The 23847-nt window shown below is 50.0% G+C and carries 24 protein-coding genes and 4 tRNA genes; 4 read left to right on the forward strand and 24 right to left on the reverse strand.

Annotated elements, in window-relative coordinates:
- Window positions 1-63 precede the first annotated feature (63 nt).
- The 8 genes from PLA01S_RS29280 to PLA01S_RS29315 all read right to left on the reverse strand — a co-directional run bounded on the left by PLA01S_RS29280 (window position 64) and on the right by PLA01S_RS29315 (window position 8324).
- A complete protein-coding gene (locus tag PLA01S_RS29280) occupies window positions 64-984 on the reverse strand; it encodes a TadE/TadG family type IV pilus assembly protein (protein ID WP_127595736.1) in 921 nt (306 codons plus the stop codon).
- Window positions 985-1064: 80 nt separating this feature from the next.
- Window positions 1065-3296, reverse strand: coding sequence for a TadE/TadG family type IV pilus assembly protein (locus PLA01S_RS29285; protein WP_127595680.1), 2232 nt, complete (start codon window positions 3294-3296; stop codon window positions 1065-1067).
- A gap of 2 nt (window positions 3297-3298) precedes the next feature.
- Window positions 3299-3973 (reverse strand): TadE family protein, encoded by a 675-nt coding sequence (locus PLA01S_RS29290; protein WP_127595683.1) that lies wholly within the window; start codon window positions 3971-3973, stop codon window positions 3299-3301.
- Window positions 3966-4157 carry a Flp1 family type IVb pilin gene (locus PLA01S_RS29295; RefSeq protein ID WP_127595686.1) on the reverse strand — a complete coding sequence of 64 codons (192 nt, stop codon included), beginning with the start codon at window positions 4155-4157 and terminating at the stop codon, window positions 3966-3968. The genes PLA01S_RS29290 and PLA01S_RS29295 overlap by 8 nt, the downstream gene beginning before the upstream one ends.
- Before the next feature lie 20 nt (window positions 4158-4177).
- Complete coding sequence (locus PLA01S_RS29300; RefSeq protein ID WP_127595689.1) at window positions 4178-5050, reverse strand: type II secretion system F family protein; 873 nt, start codon at window positions 5048-5050, stop codon at window positions 4178-4180.
- Between the two features lie 15 nt (window positions 5051-5065).
- Window positions 5066-5923 carry a type II secretion system F family protein gene (locus PLA01S_RS29305; RefSeq protein WP_127595692.1) on the reverse strand — a complete coding sequence of 286 codons (858 nt, stop codon included), beginning with the start codon at window positions 5921-5923 and terminating at the stop codon, window positions 5066-5068.
- Window positions 5920-7170, reverse strand: a complete 1251-nt coding sequence (locus tag PLA01S_RS29310; RefSeq protein WP_127595739.1) for a TadA family conjugal transfer-associated ATPase — start codon at window positions 7168-7170, stop codon at window positions 5920-5922. Before PLA01S_RS29310 ends, PLA01S_RS29305 begins: the two co-directional genes overlap by 4 nt.
- A complete protein-coding gene (locus tag PLA01S_RS29315; RefSeq protein ID WP_127595695.1) occupies window positions 7170-8324 on the reverse strand; it encodes a P-loop NTPase family protein in 1155 nt (384 codons plus the stop codon). The genes PLA01S_RS29310 and PLA01S_RS29315 overlap by 1 nt, the downstream gene beginning before the upstream one ends.
- Window positions 8325-8635: 311 nt before the next feature.
- Between PLA01S_RS29315 and PLA01S_RS29320 the strand changes: the two genes are divergently transcribed.
- The 3 genes from PLA01S_RS29320 to PLA01S_RS29330 all read left to right on the forward strand — a co-directional run bounded on the left by PLA01S_RS29320 (window position 8636) and on the right by PLA01S_RS29330 (window position 11510).
- Complete coding sequence (locus PLA01S_RS29320; protein ID WP_127595698.1) at window positions 8636-9502, forward strand: thermonuclease family protein; 867 nt, start codon at window positions 8636-8638, stop codon at window positions 9500-9502.
- Between the two features lie 78 nt (window positions 9503-9580).
- Window positions 9581-10993: a PepSY-associated TM helix domain-containing protein gene (locus PLA01S_RS29325; RefSeq protein WP_127595701.1), complete on the forward strand. Its 1413-nt coding sequence runs from the start codon at window positions 9581-9583 to the stop codon at window positions 10991-10993.
- Between the two features lie 40 nt (window positions 10994-11033).
- Window positions 11034-11510, forward strand: coding sequence for a FixH family protein (locus tag PLA01S_RS29330; RefSeq protein WP_127595704.1), 477 nt, complete (start codon window positions 11034-11036; stop codon window positions 11508-11510).
- 10 nt (window positions 11511-11520) lie between these two features.
- On the opposite strand, the gene PLA01S_RS29335 is transcribed toward PLA01S_RS29330, so the two are convergent.
- The 6 genes from PLA01S_RS29335 to PLA01S_RS29360 form a co-directional block, all read right to left on the reverse strand.
- Complete coding sequence (locus tag PLA01S_RS29335; RefSeq protein WP_127595707.1) at window positions 11521-11946, reverse strand: thiol-disulfide oxidoreductase DCC family protein; 426 nt, start codon at window positions 11944-11946, stop codon at window positions 11521-11523.
- 86 nt (window positions 11947-12032) lie between these two features.
- Complete coding sequence (locus tag PLA01S_RS29340) at window positions 12033-12308, reverse strand: hypothetical protein (protein ID WP_076324660.1); 276 nt, start codon at window positions 12306-12308, stop codon at window positions 12033-12035.
- A gap of 89 nt (window positions 12309-12397) precedes the next feature.
- Window positions 12398-12640, reverse strand: coding sequence for a zinc ribbon domain-containing protein (locus tag PLA01S_RS29345; RefSeq protein WP_006212369.1), 243 nt, complete (start codon window positions 12638-12640; stop codon window positions 12398-12400).
- A 135-nt stretch (window positions 12641-12775) separates the two neighbouring features.
- Window positions 12776-13195, reverse strand: coding sequence for an organic hydroperoxide resistance protein (locus PLA01S_RS29350; RefSeq protein ID WP_127595710.1), 420 nt, complete (start codon window positions 13193-13195; stop codon window positions 12776-12778).
- Between the two features lie 186 nt (window positions 13196-13381).
- Window positions 13382-13464, reverse strand: a tRNA-Leu gene (locus PLA01S_RS29355).
- A gap of 103 nt (window positions 13465-13567) precedes the next feature.
- Window positions 13568-13930, reverse strand: coding sequence for a helix-turn-helix domain-containing protein (locus tag PLA01S_RS29360; protein ID WP_100539069.1), 363 nt, complete (start codon window positions 13928-13930; stop codon window positions 13568-13570).
- A 177-nt stretch (window positions 13931-14107) separates the two neighbouring features.
- Here PLA01S_RS29360 and PLA01S_RS29365 point away from each other — a divergent pair, with 177 nt between their 5' ends.
- Window positions 14108-14752: a PAS domain-containing protein gene (locus PLA01S_RS29365; RefSeq protein WP_127595712.1), complete on the forward strand. Its 645-nt coding sequence runs from the start codon at window positions 14108-14110 to the stop codon at window positions 14750-14752.
- Window positions 14753-14852: 100 nt separating this feature from the next.
- On the opposite strand, the gene PLA01S_RS29370 is transcribed toward PLA01S_RS29365, so the two are convergent.
- From PLA01S_RS29370 to PLA01S_RS29415, 10 genes are all read right to left on the reverse strand, one after another.
- Window positions 14853-16520: an alpha/beta hydrolase gene (locus PLA01S_RS29370; protein ID WP_127595715.1), complete on the reverse strand. Its 1668-nt coding sequence runs from the start codon at window positions 16518-16520 to the stop codon at window positions 14853-14855.
- Between the two features lie 22 nt (window positions 16521-16542).
- Complete coding sequence (locus PLA01S_RS29375; protein ID WP_127595718.1) at window positions 16543-17562, reverse strand: FecCD family ABC transporter permease; 1020 nt, start codon at window positions 17560-17562, stop codon at window positions 16543-16545.
- Complete coding sequence (locus PLA01S_RS29380) at window positions 17555-18562, reverse strand: FecCD family ABC transporter permease (RefSeq protein ID WP_127595721.1); 1008 nt, start codon at window positions 18560-18562, stop codon at window positions 17555-17557. The genes PLA01S_RS29375 and PLA01S_RS29380 overlap by 8 nt, the downstream gene beginning before the upstream one ends.
- 40 nt (window positions 18563-18602) lie before the next feature.
- Complete coding sequence (locus PLA01S_RS29385; protein ID WP_127595724.1) at window positions 18603-19625, reverse strand: ABC transporter substrate-binding protein; 1023 nt, start codon at window positions 19623-19625, stop codon at window positions 18603-18605.
- Window positions 19626-19740: 115 nt separating this feature from the next.
- A complete protein-coding gene (locus PLA01S_RS29390; protein ID WP_127595727.1) occupies window positions 19741-21408 on the reverse strand; it encodes an AraC family transcriptional regulator in 1668 nt (555 codons plus the stop codon).
- A 258-nt stretch (window positions 21409-21666) separates the two neighbouring features.
- Entirely contained in the window at window positions 21667-22131 is a 465-nt protein-coding gene (locus PLA01S_RS29395; RefSeq protein ID WP_127595730.1) for a KGG domain-containing protein, read from the reverse strand.
- A gap of 312 nt (window positions 22132-22443) precedes the next feature.
- Window positions 22444-22526, reverse strand: a tRNA-Leu gene (locus PLA01S_RS29400).
- 39 nt (window positions 22527-22565) lie between these two features.
- A tRNA-Lys gene (locus PLA01S_RS29405) sits at window positions 22566-22641 on the reverse strand.
- Window positions 22642-22787: 146 nt separating this feature from the next.
- Window positions 22788-22862: transfer RNA gene (locus PLA01S_RS29410), tRNA-Glu, on the reverse strand.
- A gap of 116 nt (window positions 22863-22978) precedes the next feature.
- On the reverse strand, window positions 22979-23674 hold the full coding sequence (locus PLA01S_RS29415; protein ID WP_127595733.1) for a Type 1 glutamine amidotransferase-like domain-containing protein: 696 nt from the start codon (window positions 23672-23674) through the stop codon (window positions 22979-22981).
- Window positions 23675-23847 lie beyond the last annotated feature (173 nt).

Here is a 23847-nt window from a genome sequence, read left to right on the forward strand (position 1 = left end):
GAAACCTCTATAATGCGATTCTTCTTTGGAACCTTTTATATCACAACCTTACTTTCGAACCTCTCATGAACCCGACCGCGCCACCACCGTAAACGGAACCTCAATTCGCTGCCCGTCTGCTGTCTCAACGACAAACAGCCACGTTCCTGGCGTTGTATTAAAGCCTACATTCCATTCCCACTCGATATAGCCGTTACCGTCCGCGGTTTCCCAACCCAAATATTTAGCCGTGCTCTGACCGCTCTTATAATAGACCGACAATTGGGCACTGCTTCCCGGCTCTACTTTTACTTTTACCTTAGCCTGCTTGCTAGCCACAGCCGGATTCGGCTTCTCCAGCAGCTCGATCGCCCCGTTTGTCCCCGAGCCGTCCCCTGAACCCGTTCCTCCTTCGCCGGTATCACCAATCCATAATCTCTCCTGAGCCTTTGCCTGCAGCACAATTCGTTTGTTCAAGAAAGGAACTCGGATCGGAAGCGCGTAATTCACCTCTATGCCGAAATAGGGACTCGCCCCGCTCTTCAAATTGGGAATGTGAACATTGGACACATGGATCCGATCATAATCCAGAAGATGTTCAGGCATGAATGGCTTCATCATCGGCTTGACCACAGGATCGAGTACGGCTTCCACGGTTTGGTTCTTAAGCTGCTGCAGCGGCTCCTCGCCTGACGCTACGGCTTGCGTGATCCACTCATTAACAGGAGCAGGAAGAGAGTCGCTGTAATTCGAAACCCAATCAGAAAGCGACAATTTGGGAATCTCCCAATGGGATGTGCTTGGTGAGCCTTCTCCTGTTCCACTACCACCAGCATTGGCCTGCACGGCTAGAGAGACAGGATACATATGAGCCGCTACGGTTTTGACCGTATCCGAAACGGTACTCTGGAGCGCCGTCGATATCAACGTCATTTGCACGATATAAATGAGAAAAATGACAAAAAACATAAACATCGGCAGCACGAGTGCAGCTTCCACGACCATGCTTCCTTGTTCCGATGACGCTTTACTTTTACGGAGAGGTTTCTGTGTTATCGATAATCGTTTCATCTCGTACCCCTAACCTAATAGGAAAAATCCGCCTTGCGCTTTACCATGTAACGATTTCCCTGAACTTCGTCCGCATCGCTTCCAAATACAACGCCGATCGCTTTCGTCACCCCTGGAAGAAACCATAAACGCATGGCCGTCCTGACCTCTCCTGAAGCGTAAGTAAATCGCTCCGCAGGATTGATGCCGGTGTTCAATCGAATCAATGCCAACATGCGCGATAGCTTCTTCTCGTTATTGCTATGAATAAACAGAAATATTCGCAAATGATCCCTGTAAGTCAGCTCAATGGGGGCGTACTTGGATAGCTGAACGCTCCCCTTCTGACACAACTGGATCATATCCTCTATGGCCTTCTCAATCCCATACAGAATGGCCGCCGCCAAAATCGCCAACGGATTTCCCAATTTACTATTCACAATAAATCCTTCCATCGTCCGGATCGCGAGCCTGGAAGCAAAAATCTCTGCATAGGCCGCCGATATGTTCCCGGCGGGGTTATGAAATCCATATAGAATGTACTCCACTTCCTGGTTTCCAATGGCGAACTCCTGGATGACATCTCCGCCAGTGTTGGAACCATTAACCATTCCGGTTAAATTCCCAATATCAAAATGCTGATAATAATGAACGGCGTACTCATTTTGAAACAGTTCATCCCTGACACCGCCAAGCACGTTCCCCATAAATCCAAACATACCATCCATATTATCCATTGCCTGTTTACCGGCATCATACGGATCATCATCCATAGGCTTTCCCTTACTCATACTGTCCGCTTCGGCATTAAATTGAAGACTTTCGTCATAGTACTGCTGGAGTTCACGAAACTCATCCATAATCGCCTGATGTTGTCCATTCAACCCGTTAATTGCCTCCATGACTTTGGATGCCTGCTTCAGCTTCTGATTGGCCTGCTTCTCCATCGCCTTGCGTTCCTTATCCGATGTGCGGAACTGTTCCAATGACGCCTGCTGCCGATCTATAATATTTCCACTGCCTGATACTCCATAATTAGAGATAAAATGCTGTAATGTGCGACTGGCTTCAAGCACCGTTCCCTTCATTCCCTCTCCCCCCAGAGAAGACTGAAGAGTGCTGACCGCTCGTGCAACCTGTTGGTATCGACTCTCCTGGCTATCAATCTCCTGTCGGAAGCCGTTCAAGAATTCATCGCTATGAATTAATTTGTCAGCTTGCTTCCGTATGGATTGAATCATCTCCGCTTCTGCCCCGGAAGAATCGTTAGACCCTGGTGTTACATCATTCGTGACCTGATCATATCCCTTATTAGATGAACGGTTCTCGGAATCCTTGATGACCTGCTTCATCTCTTCATTCAGATTCCTTGCTTCCTCCCATAATTGATGCGCATCCGAGAGAAGCTTATCATTCTCCCTCTGAACTCGGCTGGCCTCCCTCGAGATCTGTGAACCAATGGAAGAAATTCCGCTCCGGTAAGCCATGAGCAGCAGCGTATACTGTTTTTCCTTAGGAGGCCGGTCTGCATCCTCCTGCTGTTTAGCCTTAAAATCCTCGTATTGTGATGCCACATCAGCCGCGGTATTCATACTGCCCCCCAGCGAAATGTCAGAGATCGATTGTCCCGGCGGATCCATAACCAGCTTCGAAAGCCGGATTGCATGCTCCCCCGCTTTACGCTGCTTTGCCAGCATCTCATCCAGCGCCGTTTCCCGCTTGTCATACAATTTGCGAAGCTTCTTAAGGACATCGACCGTATTGGAAGCTTCCTTCATGGACTGCGATAACGGTTTGAACTTGCCCACTAATTCCAAAGTGAAATCAATCGGCGCTTTATACTTCATATCCTCGATAATCTGCCGGTTGAATACGTCATAAGTCCCCAGCGGACGCTGCAGCTCAAGCCCCGAACTATCGAGCTCCATTGCCATTAACCGGAATGCATCGCTACGGTCCTCCGGATTCATGCTGTCATTCAGCACATTGCCCATAATGAGATCGCCGCTGGTGTCTCCAAGGGCATATAATCCATACTCCTTCTGCAGCTGCGGATCATAGGAGGACATCACGGAGCGTACGGCTGCTCTTGTCAGCCTCTCGCTTTGCACCTTCATCGCCGCTATGCGGGAATAATCAATAAAGATAGCTACAAACATAAATACGGCTGCCAGGGCGATAATCAAAAAAACAGATACAGATCCATCAGACGATCGGCCACACTCTTCCCTTCTCCAACTCGACCGTGCTTCCCTATGCTTCGTCATGACTATCGCGAACCTCCGAACTTTTGTAGAACTTCTCCTTCGGCAGCCTTATCCGTTCCATTTCTCCCGCCTTGAAACTTCGATCCGTAATATCGCATTAGATCCACCGAACGAATAAACTCTACAGGATCAACTACGATCGACTGGGCGCTGACCTTGATCTGGCCTCCATCGTCCAATATTCGACTCAGCGGCGTCAGTGATACCTGCTCATTTAACGAAGTCGTTACTTTTCGAATGAGCAGCTGATTTGTATAACGCATCTCTCCCGCCATGCTAGCGGGCACAGCCGTGCCGCCCTTGGACATCTTAAGCTCGGGCAAATTTCCGCCCTCAGCCTCGCCCTGCGGCAATGTAATTGACCTCGTACTGTCTCCCCCTGCCAAACCAAATAGAGTTCCGACTACGTTATCATCCGTTAACCGCCAATATAACGAATCATATTGTCCCTGCTCTACGGATCCCGTAGCTGCGAACTTGTGGCTGTTGTCCCAGCTATACGCGGTCCTTTCGGAAGCCGCGGCCGATGCCTGAACCAGCATCGACTGCTGGTAGATATACAAGCATAGGAACAGAAGCAATACCGTCACCATCAGTACGATGGGAAGAACCAGGGAGGCTTCCACCGTGAAGCTCCCTGTCTCGTCCTTCCATCTTTTCGGCAGCCGTTTATTCAAGGAACTCTTTACTCTTGTTGTTCACGTTTTTAAACAAGTTGTTCACCAAGGCCGTAATCTGATCTTTAAATATAAGCGCGATAATCAAAATAACGACTAGGATCAGGATCATCTCCAGCGTTCCTATCCCTTTCTCATCCTCCCAAAAAGCTTTCATCCCGTTCTTCGCCATGTTTAACATCATATTTCGTACACCGGTCCCTTCTACATGTTCATCATCATAAATGCAGGCGCTCCGAGCAAAACAATCACGATCATGAAAATGACCACCATTGGCAGCACCAGCTTAGAGGAGGCCTGCTCGCCCCTTGTTCTTGCAATGGCCTTGCGCTTCTCCCACAGCACGCGGGACAAATCCCGCAGTGCCAGGACAAAGTCATTCCCGCCGCGCCGAAAATTAAGCAGGACGGTTGTTGTAAATATCGATACTTCCTGAACGCCGCACCGTTTATTGAACTGTTCGAAGGCTTGCTGGAACGGATGGCCTCCCTCCCATTCAAGCACCATTCTCTTCAGCTCAGCATACAGGGGATGGTTTGCGTCCTTGTTCCGTTCCACGCAATGAATGATCGCCCGCTGCACCGTCTCGCCGGCGCCGACAAGCAAAACAATCTTGTTCAGAAGTTCCGGCAGCTCCATCACGATATCCTGCTCACGCAGTGTGACCTTTTTATGGAGGTCCTTCACCAAAGCGACGGGCAGCAATGCCCCCAATGCCAATCCAGCCAGAAGTCCGATTGCATCCCCGGACAGCAACGACCACAAGCAGCCGCCGATCAAAATAAGCCATGTATACGCAAGTGCCTCGGCCATAAACAACAACGTCATTTCCGCGCTGTGCCGCAACCCATGGATCTTCTGAACGGAACCCTGCATCCGGTAGAATACAATTGGAAGGCGCATCGGAACCTTTCCCCGCTCGAGCAGAAACAACAGAGGCGGTGCTAACCGCTGCAGCCTAAGACCTTCCATTGGCACTTTGCCAAGACGATGGTACCGTTCGCCGCACGTTTGATTCAGCACCACCCAACCACCCACAAGCAGAACCATCAGCGCGCCGGATATCCATGTCAGCATGCCCGCTTCACCTCCTTACACCTTGATATTCATCATTTTGGTGATCCATAAGAAACAGCCTCCTAGAGCCGCCAGTGCAAAAGTAGAGATTATGATCCCCGATCCGCTATACATGGACTCCATATAATCGGGAGATGTCATATTCATGAACAGCAGCAGGAGGAACGGCGCCGCAAGAAGCGCCTTGGATTCAAACCGCTTCTGGGCGATCATGACGGATATCTCCTGCTGAATATCCAGCTTTTCTCCGATGACAGAAGAGGTTCTGCGCACGACTTCAACCAGATCACCGCCTGTTCGCTTGCAAGTCGAGAAGACATCGGCAAAATTCGTCAGATCCTCCATCCCCGCCCTTCGGGCAAAATCCTGCAAAGCAGTTTCAATAGGCTCGCCGTACTCCATCCGAGACACAATGACTTTGAGTTCGAAGATCAGATCGCTGCTGCCCCCGGGATCCAGCAGCAGCAAGTCCTGAACGGCGTCCCTAAACCCATTCTCTACGGAGCGGCCAGCCGACAGAGATGAGGACAAGGAATACAGAGCTTGCTTGAAGTGAAGATTCAGCGTCTTGCGCCTGCGTTCCAGCATAAACCGTCGCCAAAATTTAGGGACCGTCAGACCTCCAGTTCCAAGCAGCAGCGACAAAATCAGATTGTGATAAAACAGATAACCGATGAAGCAAAACAAAAGGCCGCCAAGGATGACACATCCCATTCTCTGCCTCAGCGAGAGATGATAGACGCCGTAATCCGGGAGAGTGTTGGTTCGAGCTGGGGCAGCTTGCTCACGCTTTCCAGCCCCCTTACTCCTCTTGATCACCCGCTCGCCTTGACCCTCTTCGGGCGTCAAGAGCGAACCGCCAGATCGTTTCATGGCGTCACCTCCATCATCTTCTGCAGCGGCCAAGTCGTAATCCCGGCCATATGAAGCTTGTCCGCCGATTGAAGCGGGTTGCCGCAAGGCTCAAGAGACCCAATCACCCGGCCGCCTGATTCGCCCGTCTCGCGGAACCGGTACAGCGGATTCAGCAACACCTCGCCGCCCTCCATTCCAATCACTTCACTAATCTCCGTTACGCGCCGCGATCGATCCCTAAGCCGGGATAAATGAACGAAAATATCAATCGCCGAGCTAATCTGCTGACGGACTACGCTGATCGGAAGATCCGCACCGCTCAGCACCATCGTTTCCAAACGGCTGATCATGTCCTGCGTGCTGTTGGCGTGCCCCGTCGACAAACTTCCGTCATGCCCGGTATTCATCGCCTGCAGCATATCCAGCGCCTCGCTGCCCCGTACCTCGCCCACCACGATCCGATTGGGGCGCATCCGCAGCGAGGAACGAATCAGATCGCGTATCGCGATTTCCCCCCGGCCTTCCGTGTTGGCATTCCGGGTCTCCAGCGACACGAGATTCGGGACCGTCACGATCTTCAATTCCGCCGAATCCTCGATCGTGATGACACGTTCATCAGGCGGAATATACTGCGATAATGCATTCAGAAAAGTCGTCTTCCCCGAACCCGTCCCTCCGCCTATAAAAATATTGTATTTACCCTTAACCAGGATCCGAAGCTGCTCCGCCGCCTCTTCTGTTAGGGCGCCCCTTCCTACCAGGTCATCCATCGTCATCGGCGATTCCGGAAACTTGCGGATCGTCATGGTCGGCCCTTTCAGCGCGATGGGCGGGAGCACGATATTAACCCGCGAGCCATCCTTCAATCTGGCGTCAACGATGGGCGTCGATTCATTCACCACCCGGTTTACCGTACCGACAATGCTCTGAATGATATCCTCCAGGCGGCTCTGTGATTCGAATTGGAGTGGCAGCTTCTTGACCTCGCCATCCTGTTCAATGAATATGTCCTGGTGGCTGTTAATCATAATTTCCGTAATTCGAGGATTATCCACTAATGGTTGAAGCACATCCAACCCGCGAAAAGAATCAAATACCCTACGCACCAGCCTCCGCTTCTCAGCGGCTGTCAGCTCCATAAGCTCGCGTCTTCTCCACACCATTTCCTCGATGCGGGCCATCAATTCCGAATTGTTAATGCTCGCACTCATGTCAAGCTCGGAACGAATCTGGTCACGAACCGACTTGAACGGATCCTCCATCATCACTGCCCACCACCCGCATGAACCGGCATGATACCCGAGCCCTCCAGCAGCTGCTGGCAAAGCTTCAATACCTCCCTTTGATAGATGGGTGAGGACAACAGCAGTTCTTCCCGATGGAGCTGTTTCCATGAAGGAATATAAGGCAGGACGCTGTCTATGCTCATATCCTTGCGGGGGAAGCCGTTAACAAGCTGTCCTGTGTATCGATTGACAATGAATCGGCTCCGCTTCTTCACGCTTCCGAAAAGCGCGGGATCCTTGAGCTCCAATTGATCCATCCACACACAACTTTTATACATACTCATTAAATCATCCAATAAAACCCAGATCAGCACTCCGGCCTGCTCCAGAACCGTCTGCATTCGTTCTTCCATGTACCCCTCGGTATCTACGACAATGGCATCATATTGATTACACGCTGCAAGGGAAGCTAGCAGCAAAGCCGTGTCCTCCATGGTCATCTCCGTAATTTCCTTTACATTGAAGCTGGGCTCAAAGGAATCGCACTTCAGGCCATGATGTCTGATGATATAAGGGGTTATCGACAACTCGGTCCCCGAAGCCGATTCTTGTGACGCCTTAATGTCATACAACAATCTTGAAAAGCTCCCCTCCATGCCCACCGAACCCGAAGGAAATAATGCGCTGCTGTTCACCGTCTCCAAATTGAGATAGAACACCTTTAATCCGAGCACGCCCAGCTGCTTCGCCATGTTCATGGCTATCGTTGACTTCCCGCTCCCGCTCAGGGGAGATACAATGCCAATCACCGAGGCTGTTCCGACATTCAGTTTCTCCAGCGCCCCACCGCTTCGCTTACAGTGGGTGATGATGACTTCCATCAACTGAGGCAGCGGTTGATACTTGAATGTACTGCTGCCCCCCTCTAAAAGAGAAGAGGATGAATGGCCTTCACTTAGTAGCAGCCAAGGAACCGAAGTCTCCCCCCGGCTAAGCCAACTCTCCAGCATTTCCGTATCCCCCACGACCAGATTCGGCACTTCCCCCACTTCCATATAATGTAGAAATGAATCGGTACGGGTAAATGCGGTCATCTGGAGAGCGGATCCGTAAGAACTTCCATGCAAATAACTCAGCAGCGGTTCGACATACCGGGAATCCTGCACTGCCAGCACAAGTCGAGCCGGTATCATAAAGCCAATCCCTCATTTCTGTAACAACGCCAAAAAAAGCACCGTCAAAGGCCGCAATATGCGGTCAATGAACGGTGCTTCCGTTGCCTGTTATAATTTGACATTAGAATATCACAGTTGCAGCAGAACGGCAAGATTTTATTTTGATATACAGATAGCCCTTAATCACTATTGTCAAAACAAGGATAAATGTCCTACTATATAGGCTTAGAACGAATGTTCTCTATATAGAAACCTCTTATATAGAATCAACATTATATAAACTCCTAAACCATCTGAACTAAACTTCCAAGCCAGGAGAGTGACAACAAGTGAACAAACGAATGTTAACCGCTATGCTAACCGCCTTGCTGCTATTGTCAGGCTGCAGCCAGCCGCTGATGTCCCCGGCGACATCGAACGAAGGAATCGCAACAACCGCTAACTCCGAGGCAAAGACAAGCACCAGCACGACGAATTCAAAACCAACGACCTATCCAACCGATGATCTGAATCTTCCGCGGGTAGCCGTGGAACTGGTCAAAGCCGTTGATGGCGACACCATCAGCGTGATGTTCGAAGGCAAAAAAGAGAATGTTCGCATGCTGCTGGTCGACACGCCCGAGACAAGCCATCCGAAGCTGGGCGTACAGCCATTCGGGCCCGAAGCCAAGGCTTTTACGAAGGAGATCGTGGAACAAGCCGACCTTCTTGAATTGGAGTTTGATATCGGTCCGAACCGGGATAAATACTCCAGGCTGCTTGCGTATGTATATGCCGACGGAAAAATGGTCCAGGAATCGCTGCTTGAAGAAGGACTCGCCCGCGTGGCCTATATCTATCCGCCCAACACCCGCTATGTGGACAAATTTGATGATTTGCAGCGGATCAGCCGGGACCAGGCACTCGGCATATGGAGCGTAGAGAACTACGCCCAGGAAGACGGCTTCCATCCGGAGGAGCAGGACGACACTAACGACAAGAACAACGGCAGCCGTAATAATGCAGCGGCAACCCAAGCTCCGAAAGAGAACGGCCAAGAGTCCAAGCAAGGATGCGACATCAAAGGCAACATCAACTCGAAGGGTGAAAAAATCTACCACACTCCCGAATCCCCATACTATGAGCGCACAAAGCAGGAGCAGTGGTTCTGCAGCGAGGCAGAAGCCGTCCAGGCCGGTTTCCGGGCCCCGAAGTAAACTCATCTGATATATGAAATGAACGCTCATGTTCATCTTATATAAATTTTAGCCGTAATGGAAAAGGAGCCACCAGCCATGGGGAAAAAGAAACCTCCAGCAATCAATCCAAATGAAAGTCCACTGCCATATTCAAGCTCTGCCGCATGGTACAAAACCGTCTGGAGATGGCATTTCTATGCCGGCATCATTTTTGCTCCCTTTCTGATCATCCTGGCTATCACCGGCTCCGTTTACTTATTCAAGCCTCAGATTGAACAAGCGCTCTATCGGGACTACTACACGGTAACACCTCAGGTTGAACGGGTAACGCCCAGCAAGCTGGTCGGACAAGTGAAAGAGCTCTACCCTGATGCTACCATTACCAAGTACCGCCCCGGCGAATCGGACTCCCGCTCCACGGAAATCAGTTTGACCTCAGGCAGCGAATCCATGACCGTCTTCATGGACCCTTATACCGGAGAGAAGATAGGCGAGTTGAAAGACAAAGACCGCATCATGGACAAAATCGAGGAGTTCCACGGTGAGCTGATGGTCGGGACCATCGGGGACCGGATCGTGGAGCTTGCCGCCTGCTGGGCGATCGTGCTGATCATTACCGGGGTGTATTTGTGGTTTCCGAAAAATAAAAACAAAAGCAAAAAGAAAAGAAGCCTCGCGGGCATCCTGTACCCGCGTCTAGGCAAGGGCAAGCAGATTCTTCGTAGAGACCTGCATGCCGTTCCCGCATTCTGGATTGCCGCAGGCATGTTGTTTCTTATTATGACCGGATTGCCCTGGTCAGGCCTGTGGGGTAGTAATTTTCAAACCGTGGCGACCAATACCGGTGCCGGCTATCCGCCTTCCATCTGGTCAGGCAGTGCGCCATCCTCCCATGTGGTTCAGACGAAGGAAGTCGCAGAGGTCCCTTGGGCGGCCGAAAATCTGGAGGTACCTAACTCCACCATCTCCGACTTTACTCCTCTTCCAATCGAAGATGTGATGTATGTGGCCCGAAGCGAGGGGATTCATCCAAGCTACACCATCAGCATCCCGCAGCAAGCGGACGGCGTGTACACGTTGTCGGCCTATCCGCCGAAAGCGCAGGACGAAGCCACCATGCATATCGACCAGTACAGCGGCGCGGTGTTGGCGGATTATCGCTATGATCATTACGGATTCGTCGGCAAAGCCGTTGCTCTTGGCATTACCCTGCATAAAGGAACCCAGTTCGGCATCGTCAACCAAATCTTCAGTTTGCTTATATGCATAGGCATCATTTTCATTGCGGTAAGCGGTTTGTACTTGTGGTGGAAGCGAAAACCGGATCATGGATTGGGGGCACCGAAAGCGCCTGAGGTTAAAGTCAAGAACATGAGGGTATACCTTCTGCTGCTCATCGCTTTGGGAATCCTGTTCCCGCTTGTGGGCTTGTCGCTCATCATCGTATGGATCATCGATTATTTCATCGTTCGGAGGGTACCGGCGATCAAGACATTTCTGAATGCCTGATTCGGTTATATACTCTAACTACAATAAGGGGTGGCGGTTCATGATCATGAAAAGCCGTGTTATATTATCCGTACTGCTAGCGGTCCTGCTGCTGAGCGCTTGCACGGCCAATCCCGGCGCAGCCGACCGGTATGAAAAAGAAATCCCGCTGATCGCCGAGGTGAACATTCCGGAGACGTTATCTGTGCATCAACCGGAGACCATTGAAATCATTCTTACCCAGGCTGGTCAAAGAGTGCCCGATGCGGATTTTGTTCATTACGAGCTGTGGAGCCATGACGGCTCCCTGCGGGATCCCATGACAGATGCGGTAGCGGTCGGTGATGGCGTGTACACGGTAACCAAAACCTTTGATAAAGAGGGGCTGTATTTTATCAAGCTGCACAGCGGCAACAACGGTTCCATCATCATTCCCCAGAAACCGTTCGCGGTCGGCAAACTGTCCGAGACCGAGCTTGCCTACCTGCAAGCAGGAACTCCGACATTTCATGAAGGTACGGCAGAACATCATCATTAATACAAGTGGATTAGGATAAAAACCGGCGCCGAATGTCCGGCGTCGGGATCATGCATTCACTGGATTGCCCAAACCACCGGTAACGGTTCTTTGCCACCCAGCGGTACACCAGGTTCCGTAAGAATGGGGGAATCAAGATCAGGATATACGACAGCGGCCAAGGAAAGCGAAGATGCCGCGCAATCCGAAGAGCTCCCGTCGACCTTGTGTAATACTTTCCCTGCTCTATCAGCACCATCGTCTCCGACGTATCTCCATTAAGCCCTCCTTGCTTCAACAGCTCCTGCCCAATCTCGGATTGCAGCGAAGCGAAGCGGAAAGCACCCGCAGGATCTCGCTTGATAATGAACTGGGTCAGCCCCTGGCACAAATGGCAGACGCCATCAATCAGCACAATCGCATATTCCTCATGATTTTCGGTTGCACGATTCTTCATATCTTTTTTCGCTCCCTTCACGCCATAAAAAAAGAAAAAACGCAGGAGCCCTCTCCTACGCTTGATCAAGTACGCTTATTGGTTTATTACTCAGCAGCTTTGTTCAGCCACTCGCCGTCTTTCATCTGCTGGTCGAATTCGTTCGAGAATTTCTCCATGCATTTGCATATGAAATCCTTACGACAAACCGGGCAAGGTACTTTCCCAAGTCGGCTAAGCGCAGTCAGTTTCCATTCCGGGAAGCGGTTATAGAATACGCGAATATCCGTTCCGTCAGCCGTGTGGATAATGAATTCGTAAAGCCCTTCTTTTTCATTGCTTCCAGCTGTGGTCACATTTGCAATCTGCGGTCTGTATGGCATGTTCATCACCCGTTTATTTTATTTAAATTCCTTATGACTGGTTTGTACTTTCTGGTACTTAGTCATATTAAAGAATTTTAGAGGTGATGTCAACCGAAGAACACATCCAGGATCGAGCCAAGCTGCCCCCTCTTTTTACCTTCTAATATATCCGGGTTGAACACTTCCACATATCCGCAGTTCGTGCAGGAAACAAATAGGAAATGATTGTGCTGGATATCAAACATCTTGCTCAGCCCGGCCCCTGACATCGAGACCTCTTTCGTCTGGCAGTGATTCCCTCCGCATTTGCTGCATACAAACCGTTCCTCTATCATTTGTTCAATACGCATCTTAAAGCGCCCCTTTCCATTTCATAGCTTTAACTGAAATACGGAGTATCATGTAAAAAGTTTCATATTCCGCATCGTAAGCCGACAAAAAAGGATGACCCTCCATTTCAGAGGGCCATCCGAATTTCTTTATGGTCAGCTTACGCTTAATTCCACGTCGATGTTGCCTCGGGTTGCCTTGGAATAAGGGCAAAACGCATGCGCCTTCTTCGCAAGGTCCTCTGCCTGGCTTCGTTCGATACCCGGCATTTCGATCTTCAGCTTCACCGCAAGCTTGAAGCCGTCAGCGCCTTCGTCCTTTCCGATCATGACCTGGGAGTGTATCACAACGTCCTTGAGCTCGACGCCCTCTTTGCGGGCGATATTAGCCAGGGCGCTTTCGTAACAGGCGCCATAGCCGGCAGCAAACAGCTGCTCCGGATTGGTTCCTTCACCGCCCGGTCCTCCAAGCTCCTTCGGCATGCTTAGTTTGTGATTAAGAACCCCATCCGTAGATTCAACAGAGCCTTCGCGCCCTCCAATGACTTTTACATCTGCTGTGTATAATGGTTTCATGCTCGTTCATCTCCTTCATGCCCTATTATGATCTCTACATGTACTCTTTAAACTTGCAGCACAAATTGAAACGATAAATAGGGCAACTCGCAAAAGAAACAGCATGTCCCAGCTCGCAAAGCAAACAAAAAAAGCTGTTTATCAAAGGATTGAATTCCTCCTGATAAACAGCTCTTTTATGAAGTATGCGGTAGAGAGGACTCGAACCTCCACGGGTATACACCCACTACCCCCTCAAGATAGCGTGTCTGCCATTCCACCACTACCGCATGTTGTAAGGGATGTTCTGTAGCGAACATTCCCTATTATACTGTTCCATCATACAAAAGTAAAGAACCAAATTATGGATCGTTGGCTTAGGCGAATGAGCTGCTAAGTCTTGTCGTTTCGCTTTTCCTTCCGGTATGCTGAAAACTCGATATATTCACGGATAAACTCCTTCTCATTCTCTGCCAATCCGGACATGAAGGGAAGATCGGACGATTCCGCATCCACTCCATACTCCCCACGCGCTTCCCTGACTCGGGTAGGGTTGCCCTTGCCAATAATCAACCAATCCAAGCTTACGGAAAAGAATGCTGCAATCTCAATCAATTTATTTGTGCTCGGCGTTGTTTTCCCCCTCTTCCAATCACCAAAATTTCCTGTGCTGATTCCGAGGGTTTCACAAAACGCCTTCTTGGTCATACCTCGGCTTTCTATGAGATGTTCGATTCGTTGGTAAATAGATTGCATCAAACAACCGCCTTCCTAGTTCTCTTTGAAAGAAAATTACTTATGTACGTATTTTTCTCTTGCAAAACCACTTAATTACGTGTATAATCAAATATATATTGCCTAAATTATACCATAGTACTCATTGTTCGTTGTATCTTTTACTCATGAGTCTATTCAGTACGAGGAGCGAGTCATTTGCCCTACGATACCATGATCACATCTTGGAATAATGCGGTTCATTCCTTGAATAAAGGATTGATGATCATTACGCCGGATGGCATCATAGACAAAATTAACGATCCACTCATTACCATGGCCGAAAGATATGGTGTTTCCCCTGAGTTTGGATGGCAGGGGGCATCTTTTTTTAATATTGCTTCCCAGCCATTGAGTTTGGCTTCATTCGATCATTTTTTCCATGAGCTGGATGTACCCTCCATAAGAGATGTTATGCTGGGTAAGCAGCCTGATTATTCTTTTGAATATGCAGTGCAATGGAACGGCCAAGAGAATTGGGTTTTATGTGAGGTATTGCCGCTGCTTATCAACAAGGACCGTCGTATTCACGGAGCTATGATATCATTTACAGATATTACGAAGTTCAAACGCAAGGAACTGCTGCTGGAACAAGCGCTGGCTCACAGCTTTCCCCTTCCCGGACATATTCCCATCTGCGCCGTATGCAAATACGTTCACCACGCGGAAGAATGGGAGCCTGTGGAGAGCTATTTGGAGAGCCGCCTCCCCATTGAATTCACCCACGATATCTGTCCGGATTGCATTCGTAGATTATACCCCAAGTACTCATCCATCCTTGATGATCCGGAATTACTCGATTAACTCTCTGCCTACATACAACAACACGAAATAAGCAACTTCAATATCCGGCTTTATCACGGATATGAGGCTGCTTATTCATGCTTAAGGCATCATTGTCATATTACGCGTTCACAAAACGAAGCAGAGGGCTTATCAGAACAGGCAGTACCGAGACATGGCCTTCTCCCTCAATTTCATGAAACGTAGTCTCCAGCATCTCATCGTGCCCTTTGAGGAATGCATAGAGTTCCCTGGCGTCTTGAACCATGGACGGCTTCTCCTCGGCTCCCACGTACAGACGCAGCTGTTTGCGTTGTCCACTCTGCTGTAAACGGGTTTTTCCCTCTTCCCATCGTTTGTACAGCACGTAGTTCTTCCACCACACCGAGGGACAGGCCGCAATATACCGCGAAAAGGCCTCCGGTCTGGTGAATAAGGTATACAAGGTAAAAAAACCACCGAGCGAGTGCCCGAACAGCGCCTGCTTTGAACGGTTCACCTCGTATTGCCGCTCCACGGCCGGCTTCAGCTGCTGCTCGATGAACGTAAGGAATGCTTCGACGCCGCCCGTTTCCGGCCAATCCAATCCGTTAGGACGAACCGGCAGTTCATGGTCTTCGGCATATTCAGTAAAGTTATAAAAACGCTCACTGCTCACGATGGGACTGTCACTGTCAAAGCCGATCCCGACAATAAGCGCCGAAGGAATGCCCCGAGGCGTCCTGGATTGCAGCCGGATTGCCTCCGCAAGCGATCCGAAGGTCGCATTGGCATCCAGCGAATATAACACAGGATACCCCCCTTCGGGTGGCGGCCCCATCGGTTCGGCAATGAAAATACGGTATTCACGGCCTGTGACGTCGGATTGCATGGACCATGTCACCGTTCCCGGTATGCGAAACAAGGGAGCCTTTTCGCGGTTATCCCGGTTATTGTGGTTATTGTGGTTATCCCGGTTATTGTGGTTATCGTGCTCGTGGTCCGCTTCGCGCTTTTGGTGATTATCCCTACCCTCATGCTGAGCTTGCGTTATTTCCGACTCTTGGTCATACGCTTCCTTGACAAACAACCACCGCAGCGCATCCGGAAATCTTCGGGCCATAAAGATAGGATCATGGGTTCCATCAGGATCTACCGCCAGCTGGAGCCGCTCGGGGCTCACCCCTTGTTTGATCCAGAACCGATGGGCCTCGACGTTATTCGAAAACATCTGTTTCTGCGCATTTTCCTTATACGCACCTTCCAACTGTCCAACGGACATATACACCCTCAGCCCGGTAAGCAATTCCCCCTGCTCCCTGATGTAATCCATAGCCCCCTCATACCATAACGAAGCCGACAGCATCCCGATCCGTCCGAAGGTCTCGGCCCGCCAATACCCTGCGAACATCGAGATCAAACCGCCAAAGGAACCGCCCATGATGGCTGTATGCTCGGGTGCTGCGAGTGTACGGTAATGTCTGTCTATGTATGCCTTGATGACATCCGCAACCTCATCGACATAAGCTCTGCCCTCCCCGCCGAAAGGCGGATTGCCCTCCAGCAGCGGCTCGGCTGGCCAAGGCGTATACTCACAATTCCGGTTTGTGGGCGTAATCCCGACCAGGATGACCTCGACGAGCCGGCCTGCTGCAAACAAATGATTCAGATAGTTTAGGCAGTCCGTAAACATATCTCCTTGATCCTGCACATAGGCAACAGGATAGGAACGGTCCGACTCATGATAAGAAGGAGGTAAATACAGTATGAGTTCCCTGTCCTCAACCACCAGCTGTTGATAACGATTCATGTGATCCTCCCGAAAGCTGCTTTTATTTTCTCATGCGAATTAATAGATAGATAAAATACGGAACCCCGATCACGGACACCACAATGCCTGCAGCCAGCTCGGCCGGAGCGAATATCGTTCTGCCGATGAAATCGCCTATGACCACAATCGCCATACCTGCTATACCGCTGATCGGGATGATATGCCTGTGCCGCAGTCCAACCAGCTGCCTCGCCAGATGCGGAGCGATCAGACCGACAAACCCAATGCTGCCGGATACGGCAACGCTCGCGCTGACCAAACCGATGCTGCATAGAAGCAATGCATTTTTCTCGCGCTCGACGGACACCCCGACACTCTTCACGCTTTCCTCACTCAGCTGGAACAAGTCGAGCACTTGAGAGCGGAGCCAAATGACAGGCGGCAGCAAAATGAGCCAAGGAAGCATGGTGACCACGAACTTCCAGTTGGCGCTGTGAAGGCTGCCGGCCAGCCAAGCTACGGCCATCTCATAATCCGATGGATTCATTTTCAGCGAGAGGAACATCGTAATAGCACCGAAGCCCGAGGCAATGGCAATCCCCACAAGAATGAGCCGCTGCGGATCCAGCTTTCCGTTTTCTCTGGCGAACATAAATATGGCCGTAGTCGCCGCCAAGCCGCCAGCGATACCGAACATCGGCATCATCATAACGCCGAGACAGCCTGTCATCGTGATCTGCCCTTGCAGCAGGAACATAAAGAACACAACCGCCATGCCTGCACCTGCATTGATGCCGAGGATACCCGGATCAGCCAATCCATTGCGGGTAACCCCCTGGATAACTGCACCGGCCATCCCCAGCGCAAACCCGACGAGAGCGCCAAGCACGATACGCGGCAACCTGAATTCAAACACAACGAGTTCAAAATCGGAATTGGGACTCATCCGAAGCAGTGTCTGAAATACTTCCTTGATGGACATATCAAACGTCCCGTTGGTCAGACTGAAATATACGGCAGTCAATACAACCAAGATTCCTCCAGTCAGAACAATCGGGAATCGATAATAGGTGTTACGCACGCTGAGCCCCTCCCCTCGTCTTGATCAAATAGAGGAAGAAAGGAACCCCGATCAACGAAGTAATAACACCCACCGGCGTCTCAAACGGGTAATTTACAAAGCGTGCGAGAATATCGCATAATGCAAGAAACATGCCGCCAAGCACGCCCGACACCGGTACGATCCATCGATAATCCGAGCCGGACAGGAAACGGGCAATATGAGGAATAATCAAGCCTACAAAGGCAACCTTACCCGCCAGCGCCACAGATACGCCGGTCAGAATGACAACAGCCAGCATCGCAAGGGCTTTGATCAGCCATGTATTCACACCGAGTCCCTTGGCCGTCTCGTCCCCGAGCGACAGCAGCGTGATCGATTTGGATAATACAACGGCAAGGCTTAAACCGACGATGGCAAACGGAATGCTCAGTTTGATCAGTTCCGGGTCCATTGCGTGCAGTCGGGCATTGTACCAGAAGCTGATATTTTGCGATACTTGAAAATACGCCGCCAATGCCTCCGCGGTACCGCTAAGAAACGTTCCGATCACGGTTCCGAGTATTGCCAGTCGAACCGGACTGAGTCCGCCAGGAATAAGCCATGCCAAGCCGAACACGACGGCTGCTCCGATGGCTGAGCCGATCAACGAACTGACGATGTACATATTGGAGCTGGCGTTCGGGATAAATACCATGAACAGCGTCACCGCGAACACCGAACCGTCGGATACCCCCATGATGGATGGGGACGCCAAATAGTTCCTTGTCATTCCTTGCATTAATGCGCCTGATACCGCGAGAAAAGCGCCGATGAGCATGGCGCCAACGACTCTCGGCAATCGGGAGCTCACAATGATCTGATGATCGATGCTCTCCGAATCAAAAGCAAAGATGGAATCCCAAACGGTATCCATCGTAATATTTTTGGCTCCATACAGGATGGAGGCCGCTATGAGTAATAAACAGACTGCCGGGGCCATCACAAGGATGACAGCCGGCAGTGATTTTTTGAACCCCATGAACAACACGCCTTATAGGTTTATACTGAAATGTTGGATGTTACTTTGTCAGACTTTCGACTGCAGCTTTCAGAAACTCGATTTTGCTGTACGCGGTTCCACCTTGAGCGAGTGGGTCCACCACGTTGACAAAAGCGGTGCCGTTCTTAAATGCATTCAAGTTTTTCATGATCGGATCATTCTGCAGCTCTTCCAGTGCATTCGGCGTATCCTTGTTCTCATCAGGCGAGAACTGTACGAATACATAATCCGGATTCATCTCCGCGATTTTCTCTTTCGAGATCAGTTCCTGCGCTTTGGCTGCCGCTACTTCAGCCGGTACTGCAATCCCCAAGTCCTCATACAACACCGGATTAAAGAACACCCCTGCCGGGTAGATGTACATCTCGCCTGCACGAATCCGAAGCGCCAGAACTTTCTTGTCCTTCAGGCTATCTCCAATCGTCGCTTTGACGTTCTCCAAGTCCTCTTTATATTTCGCGATTTCCTGTTCCGCTTGTTCCTGTTTGCCGCTTAACTCGCCGAGCAATTTGAGGTTGCTCTCCCAGTTGGTCGAGATATGGGAGTACGGAATCGTGGGAGCAATTTTGTTCAACTGTTCAATGACTTCAGGCTTAGCTTTGGACGATGCCAAAATCACATCCGGCTTCAAAGACAGGATCGTTTCGAAATTCGGCTCCATTTTCTCACCAACCGACTGGGCATCCTTCGTGATCGACTCAAACATCGGCGGAAATTTACCCGAGAAGGTGATGGCTCCAACCGGATTCACTTCCAACACGATGGCATCCTCCATGGCTTCAACGGCACCCGTGATGACGATGCGCTCCGTTTTGGCCGGAAGCGTATATTCCTGATCGAGGTATTTCACAACTTTAGTATCGGACGCAGCGGGGGGCGCTTCTTCTTTCGCGGCGTTATCCTCCCCGGCAGTGTTCGTGCTTTCTGCTGCATTATTCGTGCTTGCTCCGTCTGTATCTTTAGCGTCGTTACCTCCACCGCAAGCGGACAGTACCAACGCAAATACCAGCAATAACCCCAAGACCCATTTCATTCGTTTCATCTCTCTCCAAATACCCCTTCCATGATCTATGATCAAAACAACTGATAATGATTATCATTATTGATCATAGTATAGGATTTGCTCTCTAAGCACCATGGACAAATAACCGGATTCCTCATGGACAATTTCCGGAAAACAAACGGAAGGCCTCCTCCGCCATCTGCTCCATCGCAATGGGAGAGTATTCGCGCCAAGGGTAAGAGGATAATTGATGGAACGTTCCCTCTCGCACTGCGGGAATGGTCATCCACTCCGGCGTTGCCTGCAGTTTTCTCCAATTCGCCAGCGTTTCGGAATCCTGACGGATCAAGAGCAGAATATGGTCTGCGCGGCTCTCCTTGATCTGCTTAATCGTTAAACATCCTGCATCCTCCCGATCCATAGGCATAGCCGGTTGAAAATTGAAATAATCAAATAATAGTTCCTTCATGCCCGGATGGCTGTAAGCCATAAGTTCATCCTGATGCAGGCGTGCGGTCAAAAGCGTGCGTTCATCCATCATGTCAGCGGGGAGCTTCTCACGGTAAGTTGATATTTTATGATGGAACGTTTCAATCCATCGCTCTGCTTCGGGCCGCTTGTTCAGCAATTTAGCGAGTCCCAACAGATTAAGCTGCCACCCTTCCTGTTCTTCCGGCATTTCGTAGAGAGGTGCAATCAGCCGAAGCTGCTCCTTCTCCCAATCCTCCACCCCCTGTGCACAGACGATGAGCTCCGGACGTGCCGAGGCCAGCTTCTCCAGATTGGCATATTTGTTATGATTCTGGCGGTATGCATCCAGATGGACAGGGATATCCGGCCCAAGAAGGTTATAGTAATGCTGTGACCACTTCGGATGAAGCGGAGCAGCATACGGCGTGAAATCCAGCGGCATGGCATAACCCAGAAGGGCTGTGGAGCCATACATCGCCAGTTTATTTTTCCTTGTCTTCATATACACCGAGGGAGAGATCCCGAATGACTTCTTGAACTTTCGGCTAAAATAAAATTCATCCTTATACCCCACCATATGCGCCACTTCACGCAGCAAAGAATCCGAGCCCAGCATCAGCTGCTTCGCCTTGTTCAAACGAACATGCGCCAAATAATCCATTGCGCTGTGCCCATACGTCTTCTTATATACTTCTACAAAATATTTAGGACTCAGCTCGGAAAGGTTCGCCAATTGTTCAATCGTTAAATCTTCATCATAATGCTCCTCGATATACTCCTTCACCCGCTCCAGCGCTTGCCGCTTATCATTCTTGGAGTAAGGGCTGCATTCGGCAATCATCGTATACAGCAGCTCTTGAAAATCCAGCTGAACCCTCCACTGCTTCATGGGCTCCTTGCTGTGAAAATCCTTATACATCGACCGGCAGACGAGATTCAAGCGGTCCGGAGAGCTGATGACAAAGATGCCGTCATAGGGCATGAAAGCGGCGCCGTCCACCTCATGCAATCGACCGCAGCCTGATATCCCTTCCATAAAAATAAAATGAAGGATCGCGACCGAAGCCTGCTCGTATTCCTCGGAATTCTTGAGATCGGCACTCTTGATTCCAAAAGTAGACCCCGCTGCACAAAAATAAACACATCCCTTATTCATACGGGTCATTTGCTCTGCCTGTTGTAAACAGGTTTCTCCGCTAAGCGGGATGATCAGGGCTGGCTGAACTGCCAGCTGCTGCTCCAAGGAGAGCTCTTGCCCATGAACAATATCCATATTCCATAAACGGGCCATGAGCCCGCTGTATTCACGCGGAGCTTTTTTGCTACTACTATTCGTCGATACGTTTACCATATGTACAGACCCCAACCTTAAATGAGAATGGTTATCATTATCATATAATTATCACACACTGTCCCAAAAGTCCAGCACGATCTTCTCTTTTCCACCTTGCTGCATGACGATATAAGGCAAAAAGAAAGCAGCCACGCGCTCCCTGTCAGGGAGTCGTAGCTGCTGCTTTCAAATGGTATTATATGAGGCGGATCTTTCGCATGCGAGAATTTCAGTCCCCTCCAAGGGGAACTTCTTCTCAAATCCGCCGGATTGTCATTAGTTCCCCCGCTGGCGCTGCCTTGCTCTCGCCTCGCCGCCTTTGCGGCCCGCTTCTTCACGGCTCATCTTGCCGTCCCCGCTGCTGCCGTTGCCGCTTCTGGCTTCGCCGCCCTGCTGCCCAATCTCTTGATAGAACTCACGTCCGTGGGAATCCGAGGTAGCCTCGCCGCCTTTGCGTCCGATATCCTCATAGAATTCCCTGCCATGGGAATCGGAAGTCGCTTCCCCGCCCTTCTGGCCGATTTCTTGATAAAATTCTTTATCATGGGAGTTTGACGTGGATTCTCCACCCTTTTTACCGATATCCTGATAAAACTCTTTGTCATGGGACCGGGAAGTTGCTTCGCCGCCCTTCCGTCCGATTTCTTGGTAGAACTCTTTGTCATGGTTGTTCGCTGTTGCTTCTCCACCTAAACGTCCTGCTTCTTCACGGCTCATCTTTCCATTGTTGTTATTAGCCATTCTGAATCACTCCTTATAGGTAATTTGAAGTTGTTGCTCGTCCACGTTATGATATTAAACTCCTGACCAGAGATGAAACACCAGTTTTGCATAAACGCGCACTGAAAATCGATGAAAACCGTGATGAATCCTATGTAAACCTTGGTGTAAGAAAAACGTCTATCGACGTACATTCTTAAGAAGACAGACCGCGTTTAGATGTTGTTTTTCTTGCGATATCAGGTAGGCCATCCTTCGAAGTTTATACTTTCTGATATCTTGAACGCAAAAAAAGCCCCGCACAAAGTGCGGAGCTTTTTCTTAATGTTCGTATGCGGTAGAGAGGACTCGAACCTCCACGGGTATACACCCACTACCCCCTCAAGATAGCGTGTCTGCCATTCCACCACTACCGCATAATATAAGGGGTACATCATTTCGTTACTTCATAAAAATGGTGAGCCATGAAGGGCTCGAACCTTCGACACCCTGATTAAAAGTCAGGTGCTCTACCAACTGAGCTAATGGCTCTCGATGACAATCATGCTGCTGCCATATAAGAAAGTGGTGACCCGTAGGGGATACTCTCTCTTCGTTCGAGACTGCGAAGCCTATCCTAACGAAGGTTATGCTCCGACGAACCGACGGGGTTCTCATCCCCGAAGTAATATAGAAAGTGGTGACCCGTAGGGGATTCGAACCCCTGTTACCTCCGTGAAAGGGAGGTGTCTTAACCCCTTGACCAACGGGCCACTTTAACCACGTCGCCGTGACGACAAGATTGAGTATAGCATAATTTCAAAAATGCTGGCAAGCTTTTTTTTCGTAAATTTTAATATTTATTTTTGGAGCTTTTTCGGCCGATAAATCAGCCTAAAAAGTCCGGCGTTAACTTCGCTTCTTGAACGCTATTTCCTTCGCGCTCCACAAGGTATGCATGTGCATTTTTCCTTGAGCTTACGATTCTATGCAACCGTCCATCCATAAAATGCAATGCAACCCCATCATCAGCAGCATATCCCGCTTGTGCTTCACCTTGAAGCACGAGTTTATGATAGGCAGGTCTTCTTTTGCTCTCACCATCATAATGCGGGCAATGACTGCCTTGTAATAGACCCAAACCCTCAAGCTTGTACAAAGGCCCGTTCAACGGGTCCGTCACCCCTTGCTCAAACCAACAAATGGAACCAGCGCTTAACCCGGTTAAGATGACACCCTGTTCATAAGCCTCTTTGAGTATCTGATCCAAGCCCCATTCCTTCCACAAGACGAGCATATTCCGGGTATTGCCCCCGCCAACATAGATGATATCCTTCTTGAGTACAAAAGACCGAAGATCGGCAAAGTTCGCCTGAAACAGTAACAGATGGCTGGGAGTGCACGGCAGTGTCCGGAAAGCATGATAGAAACGTTCAACATAACCATCCGCATCCCCGCTTGCCGTCGGAACAAAACACACTTCAGGCATCTCTCTCGATACTTGTGCCAGAACATAGCGATCAAGCAAGAGATTATCCGGTTCCATCGAGAAACCGCCGCCACCCATGGCAATAATCTGTTTCATTGAGCTCTCCCCCATTTAAGTTCAACGAAAGAGAAAATGGGTACTCTCCCTTCGGTCGAGACTGCGAAGTATGCCTAACGCCACTTATGCTCCGACGAACCCTATCCTGGGTTCTCATCCCTAGACAAAAAAACCCCCGATCACTTTGTGATGGGAGCTTTCTTCGATGTAAT

The organism is Paenibacillus lautus NBRC 15380 (assembly GCF_004000945.1).
Taxonomy (GTDB): Bacteria; Bacillota; Bacilli; order Paenibacillales; family Paenibacillaceae; genus Paenibacillus_AQ; species Paenibacillus_AQ lautus.